Genomic DNA, 17571 nt, shown 5'->3' on the forward strand with positions numbered 1-17571 from the left:
GCGAAGCGCCGCTAATTTTTTTGGTCTATGGCTATATAGCGATTAGAGGATTGTGACCCCGCCCTCGGTGGGGTCACAATTATATATTTTCTAGGTATTATGATGTAATTAGCACTTGTAATGACTATGGTGCTGCGATCAAACTAAACTTACTTAAAATTGCTATGGTTAATTCTAGTTCTGAGCAATTACCTGACCATTCCAGCCAAATCATCACAGTTCGTCCTGACAGTGAAACCGCCACTCTACAAAAGCTGCCCTATTTTGTTGGTATATCTGGCACTACTGCGGGTGCAAAGGGAATTTCGATGAATCTGGTGATCATTCCCGCAGGAGGTAAAGCGGAGCCTCATTTTCATCGGGACTATGAAACTGCAATTTATCTAGTCAAGGGAAGGGTAGAAACTCGCTATGGAAAGGGTTTAAGCCAATCAGTAATTAATGAAGCTGGTGATTTTATCTTCATTCCCGCAGGTGTGCCGCATCAGCCCTATAACCTCAGTGATACCGAAGCAGCCCATGCGATCGTGTCCCGCAATGATCCCAATGAACAAGAAAATGTAGTTCTCTACGATCCAAGTGTTTATAGTTAATTGTAAGAGAAAGAATTACAGATTTCCTAAACCCCCATTTGTGTAACTGCAATTTTTCCAGAGAAGCAGACATCGACATCGGTATTGGGAGCGCGATCGCGGAGATTGTAACGACCCGCATAGGTTACGCGATCGCCATCGACTTTAAACCCTAATGGCAACGGCTGACTCGACTTTTCGCAAAATACAATTTCAGGAATGGGATCAAGCTCTGCCATCTCTAGATGGGGCAAATTCACATTCCAATAGGACTGCGGCGGAAGTTGAATTTCTAACAAGTGCTTAATTACCCTAGCGGAAGTCTCGGCTGCCCAAGTCCAGTCAAACTCTCTACGCCGATCGCGATAATGGGAAATAGCGATCGCAGGAATATTATGAAAAGCTGCCTCGCGTACCGCCGCCACTGTCCCCGACATATAGACATCTACGCCCATATTGCCACCATGATTTATGCCTGATAGCACCAATTTCACATCGCTATATAAATGTGCGATCGCTACACGCACACAGTCCGCAGGCGATCCATCAATGGCATAGGTATGTTCCCCCAGTTCTTCCCTTGGCTGAATTGCGATCGGGGCATGGGTAGTGACTTGATGACCACAGCCTGAATATTGACGTATCGGAGCAGCGATCGCCCCCTTAGTTCCAAATACTAATTCTGTAGCTTTTTGCAAAGACCAAATTCCCTCTGCATCGATACCATCATCATTAGTCAAAACAATGGTCATGAATTTATTAATCTCTATGATTTCATTCGCAATCAAAAAGCTCACCCTAATGGTGAGCTTTCTATAAACTATGCTGCTTGTTCTTCTAATTGATCCTTATGGAGCCAAATTACAGGGGTTGGTACTTTACCAAACTTGACTTGGACATAATCACCACGAAACTCCAATACTTCGCCCCATGTCTCAAAGATATAGGAAGACCAGCGCGTATCATTAGCCGTAGCTTCAATGCTATTTTCGAGCTTCTCGCGGATTGCGCGAACGAGTGTACCTTTCTTTAGTGCCATAGGATTTAATACAACAAATTATTAAGAAATTAAAACTGCTAATAGGTATTGTATAGCAATCTGATGGGAGAGGTATAGTTGCCGTCGCTTGTATCAATACAAAATAGAAGAGAATGGCGGCGCGAAAAGCCGCTATTCTCTTCTTGGGTTTTGGTGAGTGTCTTTGCAAGATGGACTGAATCACTAAGTATCTAGGCGTAAATGAATAACCTCGCCGCTTGCGGCGGGGTTATTCATTTACGCCTAGATACTTAGTGATTCCTAAATGTTAATCATAAATAAAAGTATTGTGTAGGTCAAAAATCCTAACAAGATACAGCTTGGTAAAGTTAACAGCCAAGCTAACAACAAATTTCTTAAAGTGTCGAACTGTAAACCAGAACGATTTGCAACCATCGAGCCAGCAATACCAGAAGAGAGAATATGTGTAGTACTCACAGGTAGTCCGAAATAATCAGCAACACTAATTGTCGTCATCGTGATTAGCTCGGCGGAAGCTCCTTGAGCGTAATTCAGATGCTCTTTACCTATTTTCTCGCCTACGGTAACGACAACTCGCTTCCAGCCAATCATTGTCCCTAAACCGAGAGCCAGAGCGATTGTGATTTTGATCCAATAGGGAATAAATTTGGTGAGATGATCCAATTGATTGCGATAGTTAGTAATTATTTCTGGATGTTCAAAATTAGCTAATAGTTGTTGTTTTTCTAGTTTGGTAATAGTACTAGCGACAAGATAAATATCATCTCTAACTTGGTGGCGATCGCTTGCAGCAATATCCATCAAATTATTATTAGCCGATAACTTCTCAGCAATGATTTGACTCTCAACAACCAGCGATCGCCAAATATTTTCATTCACCTGTCCCTGTGGTTTGAGAAACTGACTAAGTTCATCACGACTGTTAATCAAAGATATATCTTGATTAGTATTAGCAATAAATTGCGAAGATAAAATGGGAATTGCAGAATTTGATGAGGCGACTAATTGCGCGATCGCTTGAGGACTCGTATTTAAATTTAAAGAAAAAACGCTGGGTAAAATCGCAACCAAAATTAGCATCATTAAACCCATTCCTTTCTGCCCATCATTAGATCCGTGAGCAAAACTCACACCCGAACAGGTCAAAATCAACACAGCACGAATCCATAGCGAAGGAACATTCTCTTCTGGAGCCGTATAAAGTTCCTCTTGGCGGATTAAATGTTTGGCAAGTAGAAATAGAATTGCTGCGCCGCAAAATCCTAGCAATGGCGAAATTACCAGCGAAATCAAGATTTCCTGCATCTTCAGCCAATTAACGCCATCCCACCAATAACTATTTGTCGAAGAGAAAGAATTTATTACAGAATTAGCAATCCCAATTCCAGTAATTGAACCAATTAATGTATGGGTGCTGGATACAGGCAATCCCAAATACCAAGTTCCTAAATTCCAGATAATTGCCGAGAGGAGTAAAGCGATCGCCATTACTAAACTCTGTGATGACGAGCTATTCACCACCAGATCTACAGGCAACAGGGCAATAATCGCAAATGCAACTGTCCCGCTAGAAGTCAAGACTCCTAGCAAATTAAAAATTCCCGATAGAACAACTGCATATGTAGGCTTGAGCGTATTTGTATAAATAACGGTAGCCACAGCATTAGCTGTGTCATGAAATCCATTCACAAACTCAAAGCCAATGACTAAAGTGATCGCTAAACCAAAAAATAGATATTCCATCTGCCTATTTTAAAACCTGTGCTTTGCACAGATTTTAGTCTTCTGGTCTTGCCATTGAGCGCCACCAACGGCTAAGCGGGAAATAAATCACTGGCGACCATAAGCTACTTAAAATTGCGGAACTTAGGGCAATTCTTTGTTGCAAAATCCATACATTATCTATTTTTGCACCCATCATGGTTAGCTGAACGGCGTGCATTGTCTCCACAATTACCGCCATCCCAAACACAATTAAGGCGATCGAAATAAAATCTTCCTGTACATATCGCTGTTTTTGCAAGAGTGATGTGATCCCGCCAGCGATCGCTAGTCCTAAAACATGGGTCGGTGCAACGCGCACATCCGCAAAGGTCATCGCATCCTGTACCATACCCAGCGCAATACCAACCATCACCGATAAAAAAACAGGACGATTCACACTCCAAGCTACCAACCAGATCAATAACCAGTTAGGCGCAATTCCCATCAAAGTCATCCCCGGAAATCGGGTATACATCGCTAAGATACATGCCAATAGTGAACCAAGGGTTACCCCCCAGTTTAAGAGCTTTTTGGATAAGGAAGTATTGCGATCGAGCATTTAGCGCTTTTCTTGAAAAGGATAAACTTTTACATATTCCAAAAGACCAAGAGGAGTAGAAAACTCAACGATCGCTTCAGGGGAAGGTTGTTTATCGAGGTTAATAGATTTAATACGACCTACAGGCACATTCTCAGGAAATAGTGTACTAAATTGCGAAGTATGGACAATATCTCCAACCTTAACATCGGGATCTCGTTCAAAAAATTCTAAGATCGCCGTGTTTTGGCTTTGTCCCTTCAGCATTCCACTAAAACGACTACGGCTAACAATCACCCCAATTTGACTATTGGGATCGCTAACCAGCAAAATTTGACTACTATTTGGGGAAACATGGGTAACTCGCCCCACTAATCCGCCTGGAGCAACGACAACAGCACCTGCTTTAATGCCATCATTACTACCTTTAGCAATTAAGATTTGATTCCACCAAGAATCAGCTCCACGACCAATTACCGTCGCCCAAACCCCTACATCTGTGGAACTAGCTTTTACTTTGAGCAGTTCTTTCATGCGTTGGTTTTGTGACTCCAGTTCAGTCAATCGGTATTTCAACTCACGTACCTGAGCATCCTGTATTAACTCTTGCTTAGATACTGTTGACTGGAAAGGTTTGCTGAGAAACTGATAGGTTTCCATAATCGCCACACCCTGAGTTTGGCGAATTACCCAAGCTAAACCTATACCAGCAGCAACAATGGCGGTCTGAAAACTATAGCGCTCCCACCAACTCCGAATTGAATCCATGAAAAAGTTACCTATAAACTTTTCAAACGGCTGGTTAATACACGACCAAGGTTCTTATAATCTTCGAGTACACGACCAGCCCCAATGACGACACAGTTAAGTGGCGCTGGAGCAATATGCGTCACAATTCCAGTTTCGTGACTGATTAGTGTGTCAATGCCATTAAGCAATGCACCACCACCAGCTAGCATGATACCGCGATCGATAATATCGGCAGCAAGTTCAGGAGGTGTACGTTCGAGAGTGCGTTTAACTGCTTCGATAATGACCGAGAGTGGCTCACTCATGCTTTCACGGATTTCCGAAGACTTGACGGTGACGGTACGAGGCAAACCTGACAATAGGTGTAAACCTCTTACTTCCATCGAAGTTTCTTCTTTAATGGGATAAGCAGAGCCAATTTTGATTTTGATTTCTTCGGAAGTGCGTTCCCCGACAACGAGGTTATGTACAGTCTTCATGTACTTCATGATTGCTTCGCTGAGTTCATCCCCTGCAACCCTTACAGATTCACTCAAAACAATCCCTTGCAAACTCATGACAGCAACTTCAGTAGTACCACCACCGATATCGATGATCATGTTACCCGTGGCTTCAGTTACAGGCAGACCTGCACCGATCGCTGCGGCAATTGGTTCGTCAATGGGATAAACTTCACTAGCTCCAGCGCGACGGGCAGCATCCATGACGGCGCGCCATTCTACGCCTGTAACACCGCTAGGAATACCGATCGCAATGCGCGGATTAAAAACACCTTTTTTGACTTTTTGGATGAAGGCTCGCAACATCAATTCGGCTGAGTCAAAATCAGCAATTACACCGTCTTTAAGAGGACGCACGGCAATAATGTCACCAGGTGTGCGCCCGATCATTTTGTTTGCTTCATCTCCAACTGCGTAGGCAGTTTTGTCTCGTTGATCGATCGCAACAACTGATGGCTCTTGCAACACGATACCTTCACCAGACACATAAATAAGTGTGTTGGCAGTACCGAGGTCAATGCCGATATCTTTTGTAAAATGGCGTAATAAACCCACAGTAAACTCTTCCAGTGGTCAAACTAGCTATGTCGTCTTAACATTTTATTACGATTGTTGTCACTTAGTCTAGTCTTATGACTATTCCCTAAGCGGTACATTACTTTTATGGTTATCACCACGTTTACCTGAGAAGAATATGAATGACAGCGCGATTCGCGCTGTCATTCATATTCTTCTCAGGTTTTAAACCCCAGAAGAGGGGTGCGGCGCTTTGCGCCGTACCCCTCTTTAAAATTCAACCTTTTGGGTGCTTTCTTTCCTATACGAAATCTGGGATATGATTGGTATAGATAACAATTATTAACAATTAACTATTATCCAATGAGTGACTGGCTAGAACATACCGTCCAAACTGAAGTAACTATTCCCGTGGAATATGCGTGGTCGTTATGGTCAGACTTAAGCGCAATGCCCCGTTGGATGAAGTGGATCGACTCCGTAGTCATAACAGATGATCCTGAAATATCGGCTTGGAAACTTGGCACAAACGGTTTAACTTTTACTTGGAAATCTCGGATTCTTAAACAAATTCCCAACCAAATTATGCAATGGGAGTCAATTGGGGGATTACCTAATCGTGGAGCAGTGCGCTTTTACGGTCGCCCCAATAATATAACTATTGTAAAGCTAAGTATTGCTTATGCTATACCTGCGATCGGACAGTTGATGGATAATTTGTTTTTAGGACAACTCGTAGAATCCACCCTGCAAGAAGATCTAGAGAGATTCCGCGTTTATGCTCAAGCGGATTTTGCAAAAGAAAATCAATCAGCCGCTAGCTAGAAATCATTTAAAAAATCGAGCGTTGCCCTTCTGGGCTGACCCCAATAATTGTTAGTTGGCAATCTAGGACAGAGAAGCCATATTTGTCGGCAACTTTTTTGCTAATTGTGAGAATCTGGTCGTTTTTAAACTCAATTACGCGATTGGTTTTTACACAGACTAAATGGTGATGATGGTGTGGTTTAGGCTGATTAATTTCATAATGTTTGTGGTCTTCGGTGAGTTCTAGTTCACGCAAAATGCCCATGCGTGCCATCATTTTGACGGTACGGTATATAGTTGAAAGGCTGATATTTTCACCCTGTGCTTTTAGTCGTTCATATAGATCCTCGGCACTTAAGTGTTCACCTTCAGGAAGGGTCTGGAATGTACTTAAAATAACTTCGCGTTGGGGTGTCATGCGACAACCTTTGGAATTAAGTTCAGCCTTGAGGGCCTCAGGTGAATAGGTGGTCTCCACAGAAGTCATAGCATTATCAATAACGATAGCTTCTTGAGAATAGCATAATTAAAAGCAGCGCTTAGCATTGCTTTTAATTACTGAAAAGGCTCAAAAAATGTGGTGTACATACAGCGTGCGCCACATTTTTTGAGTGTAGCTACTTATGCTATGGTTAAAATCCTGTGTAAATTAAAGTAATTAGCTATGCCATCGTTGCCCCGTGCGATTATTCATCGTAAAAAAGTCGATGCGGTTCAGCGTTTTCATCCTTGGATCTTTTCAGGCGCGATCGCTAAACTCCAAGGTGACGTTCATGATGGCGATTTGGTCGAAGCCTATAGCGAGGATGGCAGATTTTTAGCGATCGGCTTGTGGGGCATGGGTAGCATTGCGATTAAGGTGCTATCGTTTCAGCCTGTGGAGTCGATGCAAAGTTTATTGCGCGATCGCCTGAAGCAAGCATTTATTTTGAGAAAACAATTAGGTTTAATTGATAATCCAGAAACCAATTGCTATCGGTTAATTAACTCGGAAGGCGATGGCTTAGCAGGATTAATTATTGATGTGTATGGTGATACGGCGGTTTTGCAATGCCATTCTTTGGGAACTTATCGCTATCGTCAGGATATTGCAGAAATCTTGAAGGATATCTATGGCGATCGCTTGCAGGCAGTTTATGACAAAAGCTCGGTAACGCTTTCGCGCAAATCACAAACCCAGTCTCAGGATGGTTTATTAATTGGCGAGAAATCTGCCGATAGCGCTGAGGTTTTGGAATATGGGCATCGCTTTATTGTCGATTGGGAAAAAGGTCAAAAAACAGGATTTTTCTTAGATCAAAGAGAAAATCGTCGGATGTTTGGTAAGTATGCATCGGGGAAAAAGGTTTTAAATACCTTCTGTTATTCGGGTGGTTTCTCGGTTTATGCAGTGGCGGCGGGGGCAAAGGAAGTCCATTCGATCGATAGTTCGGCAAAGGCGATGGAATGGACAGATCGCAATATTGCCGCAAATTTTGATCGCGATCGCCAAGCGATTCATCAATCCTTTACAGGCGATGTCTTTGATTTTCTAAAGCAATGCGACTCTGATTATGAGGCGATCGTGCTTGATCCTCCTGCTTTTGCTAAGAGTCTATCCGCAAGGCATTCGGCGATGCAGGCATACAAGCGCTTGAATTTACAGGCGATGTCGAAATTAAAGACTGGTGGATTGCTATTTACTTTTTCCTGTTCGCAAGTGGTGAATGTGGAGAATTTCACAGGAGCAGTTACTGCGGCGGCGATCGAGTCGGGTCGGTCAATTCGCATTTTGGATCATCTCAATCATCCCGCCGATCATCCCACAAGTATTTTTCATCCTGAAGGGGCATACCTGAAGGGTTTAGTTTTGAGCGTGACCTAATGAGTGGCAGCGCTTCGCGCCGCCACTCATTAGATTTAGGCTGTCATAATCTGCTCGACTGTGAGATTTAATTCTGGAAATGTTGCCAAAATTAGGCGATCACTATTTTGAAATCTAGTCATTTGATATTTCCCTTCTGCATCTAAGGTAAATATCAGCACAGAAGGAAGTTTAGGTTCTCCTAAATAGTTGCGCGAACCGATCGCTAAATAATCAACGATCCAATATTCAGAAATTCCTAAACGCTCATATTCTTCGAGCTTATCAATATAGTATAGTCATCTTCCCAATTTGGTGATACCACCTCAACCGTAAGCTGAATTGGTTCACGGATACCCCGATGATTAAGGTGATCGCTCCGCCAAACATCCCGATTAATTACGCTGACATCTGGATGTCTGCCCTGTTCTTTTCCTTTTTTATTGGTGGTTAAAACTGCGGCTACGTCATTAACCACGTAGTTTAAATTTAGGCGCTCAATCTCGTCACTCATTGAGTCCATGACTAAGCCAGCAACATCGTAATGAAATCTAGTTGCTGGTATTTTTAGCATTTTGCCATCCACTAATTCATAGCGACCATCCTCAGGACATTGTGCCAAGAACTGGTCAAAATTTAGCTCTAGATTCGTCTCTTGGGATGTTTCTGAATCAGATCTTGGTTGCGTGAGTGTAATCATAGATTTCCTCAAAATGCTTAGCCTAAATTATATCAAAGTGCTTTCCACAGAGTTGTGGCGCTTTGCGCCACAACTCTGTGGAAATAAATGTCAGAAAAAGTCAGAAAACTTCTAGAAAAAATTGCTTTTATGTCGCTACAATATGTCCACCTTATTGGTGAGGATGTAGGGATATGTATAGAAAGCGTCAGAAAATGTCGGTTGCTAACATTGGGGCGACGATTTTGGCAGCCTTTGTTGGAGCGATTGTAGTGCCAATGCCAATGCAGGCACAACAAGTAACGATCAATCCCGAAAATCGGGCGGTACGAGATGAAGCCGATCGCTTACTGGATGTTGGCTATACGCAACTGAAGGACGGCAAACCCCGTGAAGCAATTAAAACTTGGCTCTATGCGATCGGTTACTATCGGCGTGTCAATGACCAAGCAGCAATTTCCTATACTCTGGCGCGAGTGAGTGATGCCTACGAATTACTGGGGGCAAGCAATGCGGCTCAAGATACCAGTCGTCAGCGCATAGGCTATGCCAATACTTTGCAAGATAATGGGGCAAAGCTTGAAAGCTCGAACAACTTAGTAAGCTTTGAGATTGCGCAAGGTAAGCTAGAATCGGCTTCAAAACTCAACAAGGTAACCCTTGAGTTATCTACCAAAAACGAGCAAGGGCTGAATACAGCGATCGCTTTAAATAACAAAGGTTTAATTGCAGAGCGCTATGGCAATCATTTAGAGGCTCTCAAACAATATTACGCATCGATTAAAGTGCATCCCATCCGTGAAGCGATCGGGGAAGGCTATACATACATCAATAGTGGCGATAGTTTGATGGCTTTGGACAATTACAAAGCTGCAATCACCGACTATGGCATGGCGCTAACGATCGCTCGTCAACATCGCAATTACAAACTGATGTCGGTAGCTAGTGATCGCATTATTGCTGCTTATCTCGAAGTGCCTAATTTCTATCGCATTGAAGAGCTATTGCAAAACCGATCTAGCTTGGCTTTGGTAATGGGCGATCAAGAAACCGCCGCGATCGTGCAGCGATATCTAGGTGATTTGTACTTATCTTTTGGAAATCTGCCAAAAGCACGCGCTGCGTACCAAGAGTCCTATGATTTTGCTGCTATGCTAGGAGATAATACAAGCTTGCCCCTGCGAGAAGCTTATTACAAATTGCAGGAACTAGAAAGATTGTAAGTATCGAACGATTTTGCCTCGCAAATTCTGTCGATGTGTATTTTTTAATTCAGCTAACAAGAACTTGATTTGAGGAGATTATAACAACACCTCCCTAAATTGGTATAACCTTAAATTAGTATCAGGATGGGCGACACCTAGTGTCGCCCATCCTGATACTAAAACCCTGATATAAAAAACTTAATTTCGCTCGATTCTGCTTTTTATTTAAAAAATTTAGTAAAACCCTAATTTTGCCATGCCAGCGATCGTCGTTCCGCGTCGGTTAGATGTAGCTGTGACCGATCATGCACTCAATGATCTAGCTACTAGAGCGCAGCTATCTGCGCCTACTCAACATGTTCTACCCAATGGAATTAAGATTATTGCCGAACAGATTCCTGTAGATGCGGTCAACCTGAGTATTTGGGTTGATGTTGGCTCTGCCGTAGAGAGCGATGACATTAACGGGATGGCGCATTTCTTGGAACATATGGTTTTCAAGGGTAGCGATCGCCTTGCATTGGGAGAATTTGAACAGGCGATCGAGTTCCACGGTGGTAACACTAATGCGGCAACCAGTCAGGACTACACGCATTTTTATATTAATGTTGCACCTAAAGATTTCGCAAAACTCGCACCCTTGCAACTGGATGTAGTCCTAAAAGCTAGCATTCCCGATGAAGAGTTTCAGCGTGAACGTCATGTGGTGCTAGAGGAAATTCGCCGTAGCGAAGATAATCCTGATCGCCGCATTTATCGCCATATTTCCGAATTGGTATATGAGCAATTGCCCTATCGCCGTGCGGTATTAGGTCCCGTTGATGTCATTGAAAAAGTCACATCTGAGCAGATGAAGTCTTTTCATCGTCAGTGGTATGCACCGCAAAACATGACGATCGCTGTGGTTGGCAATTTGCCAGTGAGCGAGATGATCGGTGTAATTGCTAATTACTTTGAAGGAGATGCGATCGCGGATAAACCTCAGCCTAAGACTTTCACTCCCGAAAAGCCCTTTACCGAAATTGTGCGGCGCGAAGTAACCGATACCAGTCTCAAGCAAGCTCGATTGAGCATGACATGGCGCGTTTCTGGCTTGACCGAGCTATCAGAAACCTATCCTCTGAGTATTCTGGCAAATATTCTCGGTAGTGGACGTACTTCGCGGATGGTGCAGGACTTACGCGAAAATCGGCGCATCGTCGATCGCATTTCCGTTAGTAATTCAGCAATGCGTTGGCAAGGTAATTTCCAAGTATTTGCGAAGTTAAATGTGGAGGATGTAGCGATCGTTGAAGAAGCGATTCGTGAGCATATTCGCCAACTGCATGAAGTGCCTGTCACCGATGAGGAACTTGCCAAAATTCGCACTCAAGTCAGCAATCGCTTTATCTTCGGCAATGAGTCACCCAAGGAACGCGCAGGGATCTACGGCTATTACGATCGCATTGTCGGTTCGCTAGAGCCGGCCTTAAACTATCCCGATTTAATCAAATCCATCACTAAAGAGGATATCCAAGCCGCCGTTCGCAAATACCTCAATCCTGATGCCTACGGTATTTTGATTGTCAAACCTTAAGTGTGAAATTGTGCGATCGCTATGCTTAAACACATCAGCATCAAAGGCTTTAAATCAATTAAAGAATTAGAATTAGATTTATCTCCCATCAACGTTTTAATTGGCGCGAATGGTTCAGGTAAATCTAATTTTATTTCTTTTTTTAAGTTATTGAATCGGATGATGCAATCTCAAGGTGAATTGCAACTTTTTGTTGCACAATCAGGAGGTGCAAATTCTTTTCTGTTTGATGGAGCAGAAATTACTCTCCAAATTGAATCAGAACTTGAATTTGAAGTCAGTAAAGATAAATTTGACTATGCTTTTAAAAATGATAGATTTGACTATTCATTTAAACTTTCTTATGCAGCATCGGACACATTTGTATTTGCTGAAGAGAAGTGTCGTGATTTTAATATCATGTACAATGTTTGGTCAGATTGGATGACATTACTATCAGGTCATAGAGAATCAAAGCTGCTTGAATTCACAATGTTCGCACAAAAAAAAATCTATAGCCTGATACGAAATTTTATTGTGTATCAGTTTCATAACACTTCAACCACTTCAAGAATTAAACAAAAGTGGAATGCTGATGACAATCAATATCTTAAAGAAGATGCTGGTAATTTAGCACCATTTCTCTTAAGAATTAGATCAAAAGAACCTCGTTATTATCAAAGAATTATAGAAACAGTTTCACAAATCTCACCATTTTTTGCGGATTTTGTACTAAATCCTACGAGTAAAACAGTACTTTTACAATGGAGAGAAAAAGGAACTGATTTGATATTTAGTCCACATCAAGCATCGGATGGAACATTAAGAGTAATGGCTTTAGTAACGCTTTTATTACAACCTCCTGACAGTCTGCCTGATGTTTTAATTTTAGATGAGCCAGAGCTAGGATTACATCCCTACGCTATTAATATTATTGGTAGCTTAATTAATAGTGTTGCTAATCGCTGTCAAGTGATTTTAGCAACTCAATCACCATTATTAGTAGATTGTTTTGAACCAGAAGATATTATTGTTGTTGAAAGAAATGAGCGAGAATCTACTTTTAAAAGGTTAGTTGAAACAGATCTAGAAGACTGGCTAGAAGAATATTCATTGTCTGAGTTATGGAATAAAAATGTTATCGGTGGGAGACCTAGCCGATGATTCGTTTAAACATTATTGTTGAAGGGGAAACAGAAGAATTATTTGTAAACAACACTTTGGTCGATCATTTAGGACAATTTCAAATTTCTACATCTGCTTGCCGCGTAACAACTAGCAAAGCTAAAGGCAAAAAAGGTGGATTAGAAAATTATGCAAAAGTTGAAAATGATATTAATCGCTGGCTAAAGCAACAAAGTAAACAAGATGCAAGATTTACAACTATGTTCGATCTATATGCTTTACCAAATGAATTTCCATCATTTGAGCAAGCTAATAAATTATTAGATCCTTATCATAAAGTTGGATTGTTAGAAACTGCTTTTGCAAATAGTATTAATGATAATCGTTTCATTCCATATATTCAGTTGCATGAAATTGAATCTTTGATTTTTACAAATTTAGAGGAGATATATAAAAGCTTTCCTGAATATGATACATACCAAAATGAAATCAATCGATTGTCCACAGAATGCAGTAGTTATTCATCTCCTGAACTAATTAATCAAGGAATAACTACGGCTCCTTCTAAGCGACTTGCAAAAGTTATCCCCAGATACGACAAATTAAAAACCACTTTAGCTCCTCAAGTAATCCAGAAAATTGGGTTGGTAAAAATCAGAGAAAAATGTCCACATTTTGATCAATGGGTAACACGTTTAGAGAGATTGGAAATTTGATGTTGTAAGCGGAATGTAAATCTGAGAAATGCAATACCAATTAGCCGCCAATAACAAAGTTACGTCCGAACTCTAGAGGCTATAATTACACTAAATCTCTACCGATGAGTAAACTTTATGACGCAAACTTTGACTCTAGAGTTGAATGACCAGTTTTTTGCTGCTCTTCATCAGCAAGCCCAAAGTATTGGCATTCCGCCAGAAAATTTAGTTGTAAAGCTGCTTGAGCAAAACTTTGCCCAAATGTTTAAGCTCTTACCAAATGATGCAGAAAAAGAACGCAGAATATCGAAATTTGAGCGTCATTTTGGAGAAATTGATCTAGGTATTGCTATGAATTTAGACAACGAAAGTATTGATGCTGACTTAGCAAAAGAATATGCCAGTAACCACGGGGACGAATAATGCTTCTCGATACGTCAGGGTTACTTTGCCTCCATTACAAAACTGAACCTCTCCACACACAAGCTTGTAACGAATACAAAAAATCCTTAACTCGACTGACGCATAGCTATATCATTGTTGAATATGTAGCCTTAGCTAACCCAAGTTGCTACCTATTCATTTAAGACTAAAGTTAAAATAAAAAATGCTAGATTTTTATATAAAAATAGCGTCATTTTGGACTTAGCGAGGCTGTTTTTAACTTGTTTTGAGCCGATTTTTAATAGGTAGCAACTTGGGTTAGCTAATGCGAGAAGACTTCCGCGTGATTTCATGCTTGCTTTCATCGTTGATTTATTGGATAACCCAGATATAGAGACAGTTTGGATAAATGAACAGCTACATCGAGAAGCCATTGAGCTATTAACTTTAAGACTGGATAAAACTTACTCTTTATGCGATGCAGTCAGCTTTGTTTTGATGAAGCAAAGAGGAATTACTGAAGCATTAACAACTGATCGCCACTTTGAGCAAGAAGGTTTTACTCGATTGTTGCGCCCAGAAACTTAAACGCATCCCCTAGCGATCGCCTATATGCCAAAATGAGAACATTGAAGATATTGATTGAGCCATGCAGCAGTTACTTTACATCGAGATCCCTACGCCTCAAGTTGCAGCCGTGAAAACATGGCTCCAGACTGAGTACCAACCTCCCTTTGGGAAAAAATCCGTTGCTAAGCATGGCTTTATCCTCGATCGCCAAAATCGCTCAGGAGCGATCGCGCAATTATCAGTATTTATTTGGACATTGCAGCGCACGACTTACCTCAAAATATTCCGATGGTCGGATGAGGTCATGGATGGAGAAAAGGAATTTCTTGAGCATTTCACGAAAGCGGTGCGTCAAGCTTTTCCCTACGAGTTTAAACAGCCGCCTTCGATCGCCCCAAATCAATCAATTTTTGAAGCCTTAGCTGAAGAGTATCCGCTTACGGTTAAATTCTTTCAACGGATTCCCAATGGTGAATATGACCTTAATCGCGTCTATTGGTGGGAAAAGCGCTGGCGGGAGAGTGTTAAAAATCCCGAAACTCCCAAGCAAGTAATTTTTGAAGATTCACAAGCTAATTCTGCCAAATCAGATGTGATCTATGACATCGTGTATCTGGGCGGAGCATTGGGGGCGATTCATGCGGCGATGATGGCGAAGTTAGGCTATCGCGTTTGCTTAGTAGAGCGCATTCCCTTTGGACGGATGAATCGGGAATGGAATATCTCTCGTGCAGAATTTCAGAATCTCATCGATTTTGGACTCTTCACTAAAGAAGAATTTGAAGCGATGATTACGGCGGAATATGTGGATGGATTTAACAAATTCTTTGATAGCAATAATCCCCCACATCTGAAGGCGAAGGTGCTGCATACGCCAACGGTTTTAAATATTGCGATCGATACTAATCGTTTGTTAGAAATTTGTAGTAAAAAATTACATCAATATGGTGCAGTAATTTGCGATCGCACCGAGTTTCAGAAAGTAGTAATTAACGATCGTGGTGCAACCATCTTTGCTAAGAATCTAGAAACCAATACCGAGGTAATTCTTAATTCGCGCTTAGTGATTGATGCGATGGGATCGGCTTCAGCGATCGCGCAACAACTCAATGCTGGTCAAGCCTTTGATAGCGTTTGTCCAACCGTGGGCGCAGTTCTTGAAGGTTTTGATAAGCACGTTTGGGATTCCCAATATGGAGATGTTCTGTTTAGTCATGGTGATATTTCGCGAGGACGGCAATTAATTTGGGAACTCTTTCCAGCAGAAAAGGATGAACTAACGATTTATCTGTTTCATTATCACCAAGTCCATCCCGAAAATCCGGGATCGTTACTGGAAATGTATGAGGACTTCTTCACGATTTTGCCTGAATATCGTCGTTGTGACATGGAGAAACTGACTTGGAAGAAGGCAACCTTTGGCTATATCACAGGACATTACAGCCTCAATGAAGATTCTAAAAAATGCGCCTTTGACCGCATCTTAGCGATCGGTGATGCTGCCTCTTTACAATCGCCCCTAGTCTTTACAGGCTTTGGTTCCCTCGTCCGCAACTTGCCCCGTCTAGCGACTTTGCTGGATACGGCTCTCAAGCATGATTTGCTCAAAGCCGATGATCTCAGCCAGATTAATGCCTATCAAAGTAATATTGCCGTTACTTGGCTATTCTCAAAAGGAATGATGGTTCCAACGGGAATGTATTTACCTCCTGAGCGAGTGAACTCAATGCTCAATACTTTCTTTGGATTACTAGCCGATGAGCCGCAACCCGTCAGCGATCGCTTTATCAAAGATCGCCTCAATTGGTTAATGTTTAACCGACTTGCCCTGATTGCTGCTTTTAAAAATCCGAAATTAGTAATTTGGATTTTGGAAATGGCAGGGATACAGGACTTGCTGAAATGGCTATCTAGTTATGGAGCCTTTACTCGCAGTTCTTTAACTAATGCGCTTTTAGGAGGATGGTTGCCTCAGATTTTGCGAAGTTGTCAGACATGGTTGGAACCTGCTAATCCACGTTTATGGCTACGTCTACTAAGTTGGAGCTATGCTATTAACTATTCCGTTGGTAAACCAAAATGAATCCCACCGTCGCAGGCATGTGGATTTATTAAATTAAGAGGGTAAATAATCTACCACTCTTCGATACGATTCAATTATAGTAAAAAAAGACTTAATACCCCATCCATTTGCGGTGGGGTGATTTATTAATTGATACTAACTAACAATATTTCTTAAAGTGATCGTAAAGCCATCACCTAACTTAACAGCTATTACTTGATAGCAACTATTGTTTTCTGAAGAATAGGAGATTTTTGTATCCAAAGTCCGACCTGTTTCTACTACCTCAACTAATTGTTGAAATAGATCAGGCTTGACTCGTTCGAGAAACTTTCTTAGTACTAATTTGCCAATTAAATCTTCGCGACAGCGATCAAATAGTTTTGCAATGACATGATTTACCACAAGACAACGGAAATCTATGATGTCACCTGTGGTGGGATCACGGACAGCCTGCACTGCGGCAATGCCATCGGTTACGCTATTGATGACACTTGTGAGTAATGCTCTAGACTGATATAACATTTCTTCAGTTTCTTTGCGTCTAGAAATTTCATCGCGCAATGCTTGCTTTTGCCGTTGAATCGTTAACTGGTTTTCTAGTCTTACTACCACTTCTTCACTCTGAAAAGGCTTGGCAATATAATCAACTCCACCTGACCAAAAAGCTTTTACTTTATCGAAGACATCATCAAGCGCACTAATAAAAATTATGGGTATATCGCGTAAATCTTCGTCAGCTTTGAATGCTTGACAAACCTGATATCCATCCATGTCTGGCATTTTAATATCTAAAAGGATCAAGTCTGGGCGTTTTACCTTGGCTGTTTTTAGCGCCATGCGTCCACTCGTAACACTGCGAATACTATAACCAAGTGTGGTCAATAAATCACTTAATAGTTGTAAGTTTTCAGGAAGATCGTCTACTAAGAGAATATTGCCAGTGATTTCAAGTGAAGGATTGTAGCTCATGAATTAATAA

19 protein-coding genes and 1 pseudogene are annotated in these 17571 nt (G+C 41.5%); 10 read left to right on the forward strand and 10 right to left on the reverse strand.

Annotated features, from left to right (window positions below):
• Positions 1 to 164 precede the first annotated feature (164 nt).
• Positions 165 to 593 carry a cupin domain-containing protein gene (locus tag NMG48_RS15230; RefSeq protein WP_271252337.1) on the forward strand — a complete coding sequence of 143 codons (429 nt, stop codon included), beginning with the start codon at positions 165 to 167 and terminating at the stop codon, positions 591 to 593.
• 26 nt (positions 594 to 619) lie between these two features.
• Here NMG48_RS15230 and surE read toward each other — a convergent pair whose 3' ends face one another.
• The 6 genes from surE to NMG48_RS15260 form a co-directional block, all read right to left on the reverse strand.
• A complete protein-coding gene (gene surE / locus NMG48_RS15235; protein WP_271252338.1) occupies positions 620 to 1324 on the reverse strand; it encodes a 5'/3'-nucleotidase SurE in 705 nt (234 codons plus the stop codon).
• A gap of 68 nt (positions 1325 to 1392) precedes the next feature.
• Positions 1393 to 1611, reverse strand: a complete 219-nt coding sequence (gene ndhO, locus NMG48_RS15240) for an NAD(P)H-quinone oxidoreductase subunit O (protein ID WP_271252339.1) — start codon at positions 1609 to 1611, stop codon at positions 1393 to 1395.
• 261 nt (positions 1612 to 1872) lie between these two features.
• On the reverse strand, positions 1873 to 3336 hold the full coding sequence (locus NMG48_RS15245) for an inorganic phosphate transporter (RefSeq protein WP_271252340.1): 1464 nt from the start codon (positions 3334 to 3336) through the stop codon (positions 1873 to 1875).
• Between the two features lie 34 nt (positions 3337 to 3370).
• Positions 3371 to 3916, reverse strand: a complete 546-nt coding sequence (gene mreD / locus NMG48_RS15250; protein WP_271252341.1) for a rod shape-determining protein MreD — start codon at positions 3914 to 3916, stop codon at positions 3371 to 3373.
• Entirely contained in the window at positions 3917 to 4663 is a 747-nt protein-coding gene (gene mreC, locus NMG48_RS15255) for a rod shape-determining protein MreC (protein ID WP_126387337.1), read from the reverse strand.
• An 11-nt stretch (positions 4664 to 4674) separates the two neighbouring features.
• Complete coding sequence (locus tag NMG48_RS15260) at positions 4675 to 5670, reverse strand: rod shape-determining protein (protein WP_345961276.1); 996 nt, start codon at positions 5668 to 5670, stop codon at positions 4675 to 4677.
• Positions 5671 to 6024: 354 nt separating this feature from the next.
• Between NMG48_RS15260 and NMG48_RS15265 the strand changes: the two genes are divergently transcribed.
• The gene (locus NMG48_RS15265) at positions 6025 to 6486 is read left to right on the forward strand and encodes an SRPBCC family protein (RefSeq protein ID WP_271252342.1); all 462 of its coding nucleotides are present in this window, start codon (positions 6025 to 6027) and stop codon (positions 6484 to 6486) included.
• A gap of 7 nt (positions 6487 to 6493) precedes the next feature.
• Here NMG48_RS15265 and NMG48_RS15270 read toward each other — a convergent pair whose 3' ends face one another.
• Positions 6494 to 6955 (reverse strand): Fur family transcriptional regulator, encoded by a 462-nt coding sequence (locus NMG48_RS15270; RefSeq protein WP_271252343.1) that lies wholly within the window; start codon positions 6953 to 6955, stop codon positions 6494 to 6496.
• 177 nt (positions 6956 to 7132) lie between these two features.
• Between NMG48_RS15270 and NMG48_RS15275 the strand changes: the two genes are divergently transcribed.
• Complete coding sequence (locus tag NMG48_RS15275) at positions 7133 to 8332, forward strand: class I SAM-dependent rRNA methyltransferase (protein ID WP_271252344.1); 1200 nt, start codon at positions 7133 to 7135, stop codon at positions 8330 to 8332.
• A 35-nt stretch (positions 8333 to 8367) separates the two neighbouring features.
• Here NMG48_RS15275 and NMG48_RS21840 read toward each other — a convergent pair whose 3' ends face one another.
• On the reverse strand, positions 8368 to 8601 hold the full coding sequence (locus tag NMG48_RS21840) for a Uma2 family endonuclease (protein WP_441339194.1): 234 nt from the start codon (positions 8599 to 8601) through the stop codon (positions 8368 to 8370).
• Positions 8571 to 9011, reverse strand: a complete 441-nt coding sequence (locus NMG48_RS15285; protein WP_271252345.1) for a Uma2 family endonuclease — start codon at positions 9009 to 9011, stop codon at positions 8571 to 8573. Before NMG48_RS15285 ends, NMG48_RS21840 begins: the two co-directional genes overlap by 31 nt.
• A gap of 194 nt (positions 9012 to 9205) precedes the next feature.
• Between NMG48_RS15285 and NMG48_RS15290 the strand changes: the two genes are divergently transcribed.
• From NMG48_RS15290 to NMG48_RS15320, 7 genes and pseudogenes are all read left to right on the forward strand, one after another.
• Positions 9206 to 10213 (forward strand): hypothetical protein, encoded by a 1008-nt coding sequence (locus NMG48_RS15290; protein WP_271252346.1) that lies wholly within the window; start codon positions 9206 to 9208, stop codon positions 10211 to 10213.
• Positions 10214 to 10451: 238 nt separating this feature from the next.
• Complete coding sequence (locus NMG48_RS15295) at positions 10452 to 11771, forward strand: M16 family metallopeptidase (RefSeq protein ID WP_271252347.1); 1320 nt, start codon at positions 10452 to 10454, stop codon at positions 11769 to 11771.
• Between the two features lie 21 nt (positions 11772 to 11792).
• Positions 11793 to 12914: an AAA family ATPase gene (locus NMG48_RS15300; protein WP_271252348.1), complete on the forward strand. Its 1122-nt coding sequence runs from the start codon at positions 11793 to 11795 to the stop codon at positions 12912 to 12914.
• Positions 12911 to 13591, forward strand: coding sequence for a DUF4276 family protein (locus NMG48_RS15305; RefSeq protein ID WP_271252349.1), 681 nt, complete (start codon positions 12911 to 12913; stop codon positions 13589 to 13591). Before NMG48_RS15300 ends, NMG48_RS15305 begins: the two co-directional genes overlap by 4 nt.
• Before the next feature lie 117 nt (positions 13592 to 13708).
• The gene (locus tag NMG48_RS15310) at positions 13709 to 13996 is read left to right on the forward strand and encodes a hypothetical protein (RefSeq protein WP_271252350.1); all 288 of its coding nucleotides are present in this window, start codon (positions 13709 to 13711) and stop codon (positions 13994 to 13996) included.
• 273 nt (positions 13997 to 14269) lie between these two features.
• A pseudogene (locus tag NMG48_RS15315) lies at positions 14270 to 14545 on the forward strand (type II toxin-antitoxin system VapC family toxin); the annotation flags it as partial.
• 61 nt (positions 14546 to 14606) lie between these two features.
• Positions 14607 to 16610, forward strand: coding sequence for an NAD(P)/FAD-dependent oxidoreductase (locus tag NMG48_RS15320; protein WP_271252352.1), 2004 nt, complete (start codon positions 14607 to 14609; stop codon positions 16608 to 16610).
• A gap of 135 nt (positions 16611 to 16745) precedes the next feature.
• On the opposite strand, the gene NMG48_RS15325 is transcribed toward NMG48_RS15320, so the two are convergent.
• The gene (locus NMG48_RS15325) at positions 16746 to 17561 is read right to left on the reverse strand and encodes a response regulator (protein WP_271252353.1); all 816 of its coding nucleotides are present in this window, start codon (positions 17559 to 17561) and stop codon (positions 16746 to 16748) included.
• Positions 17562 to 17571: the final 10 nt, after the last annotated feature.

It is taken from the genome of Pseudanabaena sp. Chao 1811, from assembly GCF_027942295.1.
Taxonomy (GTDB): domain Bacteria; phylum Cyanobacteriota; class Cyanobacteriia; order Pseudanabaenales; family Pseudanabaenaceae; genus Pseudanabaena.